The organism is Candidatus Hydrogenedentota bacterium (assembly GCA_019695095.1).
Lineage (GTDB): Bacteria > Hydrogenedentota > Hydrogenedentia > Hydrogenedentales > SLHB01 > JAIBAQ01.
In genome coordinates this window covers 1-3,033 of sequence record JAIBAQ010000371.1, presented here as the reverse complement: position 1 = coordinate 3,033, position 3,033 = coordinate 1, and the positions used below count along the sequence as shown (strand labels likewise).

The following is a 3,033-nucleotide window of genomic DNA, read 5'->3' as shown; positions in this document are numbered from 1 at the left end:
TTCAGAAAATGACCGATGCGCAGTGGCAAGCAATCATCGACGTGCACCTCAGCGCCCCGTTCCGAATGATCCGCGCTGCGGTTCCGCACATGCGCGAGGCGGCCAAAATGGAGTTGGGAGCGGGGCAGAAGCCAACGCCACGCTGCATCATAAACGTCTCATCAACCTCCGGCCTCCACGGCAATGCCGGACAGATCAACTATGCCGCCGCAAAGATGGGCATTGTAGGTCTGACAAAGACCGTCGCGAAAGAGTGGGGGCAGTTTGGTATTCGCTGCAACGCAGTAGCTTTTGGAGCCATCGAGACCCGGCTCATTCAGGCCAAAGAAGCGGGGGAGACGATTAACGTCAAAGGGGAGAACATATCCCTGGGCATCCCGCAGGCCATGCGCGACATGATGACGATGATGATTCCACTTGGTCGTAACGGCACACCGGAGGAGGCGGCCGGAGGCATACTGTTGCTTGCGTCGCCGTATGCATCGTACATCACGGGGCATACGCTTGAGGTGACCGGCGGGTTCGGAATCTAGCCGTCAGCGGTCTGCTGGGACCTTTGCCACGCGCTTGCTGTCGACGGACTCCTGCCGCAAGAGTTCAGGGCGATATTCGAAGTGGACCGTGTCGTAGTGTCCCCATTTGCCGCCCCAAATGAACCCGTGCTTCTCGAAAGCGCGAACAACGGCTCCCAACGCGTCGTCCTCCAGGACACCGCTGGGATAGGTCCCGGCTTCTTTTCCGTCCCAACGCCAATACCGCGACAGATTACCGGGCAGATCGAAATCGATGGCTGCGCCGAAACTGTGCATGCTCAGCCGCTGCGTACCCGCAATGGGCCGCCAATTGAAGGTCCCGTTGGGCCGCGCAATGATGCGGGCAGCCTTCGGACCTAACGATCCAATCTCGTCACGCACCGCCGCAAGCGCGTCCGCCGCGCCATTGATGGATGTAAAACGCACCCGCTCAGGGGAAGTCCCATTCGGCCACGGCACATCAACGAGTCGATCTTCGACCGACTTCTGCGTATTGCCGTACAACTTTCGGAAGAACGCCTCATTACGGACGCGCCCCGGGTCCGCGGCAATGCGTGAACGATCGAAAGGCCATCCTGCGGGATACTGAACCATAACTTGATCCAGAATGCTCGCCTTATTCAGAAGGTCTTCAAATGATGCCTTCACAAGACCGTTATCCAAAGCCATGCGTGTGCCGTCACGCCAGAGAATCTCTGCGGAATTATCTGAATGGACCAATGCTTGGGGATACGCGGCGATGAGAAGATCTTCCGCGCCTAGTTCAGAAGGAGATCCATCGGCATGCGAATGAAGCGCAGAAAGCACTGCCGCGGCGATCACCGCCAGCGCGCGCCATATGGAACACGGTTTAACCTGCTTGCCCTGTATCACGTGAAGGTTACCCAAAATTGCCAAACGAAGGCGCCGGTAGTCTACAGCGCTGCCAACGGTATCTGCCAGCAACGAACGCGTTCCCGCTTCCACGTGTACGACACGGCCACACCGTGGGAGGTACTCACAATTGCGGGATAGCTGAATTCCATGCCCGGTTCGGTTTCCAGGCTGGTAAGGTCCGTCCACGTTTCTCCGTTGTCCGAAGAAACGGCCAGATTCAGCGGTGAACGCCTACCCCACGACTTACTCGTCGTCGGGTTATACACCAGAAGCACGCGGCCATCGTCCAATCGCAGGGCATCAATTCCGCTATTGGGATTGGGGAGAGACGTCAGGCGTACCGGGGACCACGTACGTCCGTAGTCCAAGGAGTCCGTGCGCCCGATACTGCCCCCCGTGCTTCGCAGAAGTGCATGCACCTTGCCAGGCGACGATTCCCAGAATGTGGGCTGGATCACGCCTTGCCCAATCACCACGGCTGGATCCACGGGAAAGTCCATACTACGTTCCCACGTGATGCCGCCGTCGGACGAGCGGTCCGCAAAGGCCTTCCATCCTTTGAATTCTGTCGATGCAGGGGCAAGCCAAGTCCCGTCTGACAGAATGATCGGTTTGTTCTTCACCGGTCCACGCCCACCTTGATCCGCGACCACAAGCTCATCTGGTTTCGTCCAACTCCGGCCACCGTCCTTCGAGCGAATCCAGACCGTCGTCCAAAACGGTATCTCGCGTCCTACTTTAAAGAAAAGGTCAATGGTTCCGTCCGATTCCCGAAAGAGCACGGGGTTCCAATGCGGCGTCTCGTTTACCTTTGCGACCTCGACCGGATTCGACCACGCTCCACCTTCGAAACGCGATAGCCAAATCCCGACGTCATCACTCTTCTCTTCGGTACCGCCAAACCAAGCGCATAGGAGCTGCCCATCGGGGGTCTCCACCACGGTTGACGCGTGGCACTGAGGAAAGGGACGCGCATCGCCAAACACGAAATCGACACGGCCGCCCGCGTCGCGTACGCGCGATTCGAATGCGGCCGTGTCGTACTTCAAAGGTGGAAGGGGAAAGACCTCTTGCTGCGAATTTCCTTCAGACTCCGCATTAGCATTGGCGATGGCGTCCTTATGTTGCGTGGCACAGGCCGCCAACAATATCGCGATCGTAGTCATGACAATTCTGTGTCTTCCCTTCATGATTTCCTTTCGATGCAAGTGCTAGGACTTTGCCTTCGTTGCCTCGGCAAACGCTTGGCCCAGTGTTGCCCGTTCCTCGGGCGTAATACGCGTTGCGGTCTTCGCAACAACTTCCTGGAACCATGCAATCTCTTCCGGTTTCGCTGGACAGCCCACATTGCCGATACTCGGACTATCCGCCGTCATAATAGCCTGAGCCTTGGCATCGAGAACAGCGAACCAGGGAATTCCTCCACTGCCTTGCGTTCGATACTTCTTCTCCAACTCTTCTGCACCTAGCTGAGTGGAAAGGTCGATCTTTGCCACTAAATAGTCTTTGAACATGACCGGCGAAACGGTGTCGTTGTGCAGAATGGCCTCCAGCTTCCGGCACCAACCGCAACTGGGAGCGCCAAACACAAGAAGAACCTTCTTGTCCGACTTTGTTGCGTGAG

General features: G+C 57.4%; 4 protein-coding genes. 1 reads left to right on the top strand and 3 read right to left on the bottom strand.

The window, feature by feature from the left end; translation table 11 throughout:
- Nucleotides 1–533: SDR family oxidoreductase (locus K1Y02_26520; GenBank protein ID MBX7259937.1), on the top strand; the 533-nt coding region annotated here is incomplete at its 5' end.
- A 3-nt stretch (nucleotides 534–536) separates the two neighbouring features.
- Here K1Y02_26520 and K1Y02_26515 read toward each other — a convergent pair.
- The 3 genes from K1Y02_26515 to K1Y02_26505 all read right to left on the bottom strand — a co-directional run.
- Entirely contained in the window at nucleotides 537–1,406 is an 870-nt protein-coding gene (locus K1Y02_26515; protein ID MBX7259936.1) for a M15 family metallopeptidase, read from the bottom strand.
- A 41-nt stretch (nucleotides 1,407–1,447) separates the two neighbouring features.
- Nucleotides 1,448–2,575 carry an exo-alpha-sialidase gene (locus tag K1Y02_26510; protein ID MBX7259935.1) on the bottom strand — a complete coding sequence of 376 codons (1,128 nt, stop codon included), beginning with the start codon at nucleotides 2,573–2,575 and terminating at the stop codon, nucleotides 1,448–1,450.
- A 45-nt stretch (nucleotides 2,576–2,620) separates the two neighbouring features.
- Nucleotides 2,621–3,033: thioredoxin family protein (locus tag K1Y02_26505; GenBank protein ID MBX7259934.1), on the bottom strand; the 413-nt coding region annotated here is incomplete at its 5' end.

Bases quoted from the DNA above. Each gene is read 5' to 3' on its own strand.
- K1Y02_26510 (MBX7259935.1), bottom strand. From the start codon at position 2,575: ATGACTACGATCGCGATATTGTTGGCGGCCTGTGCCACGCAACATAAG.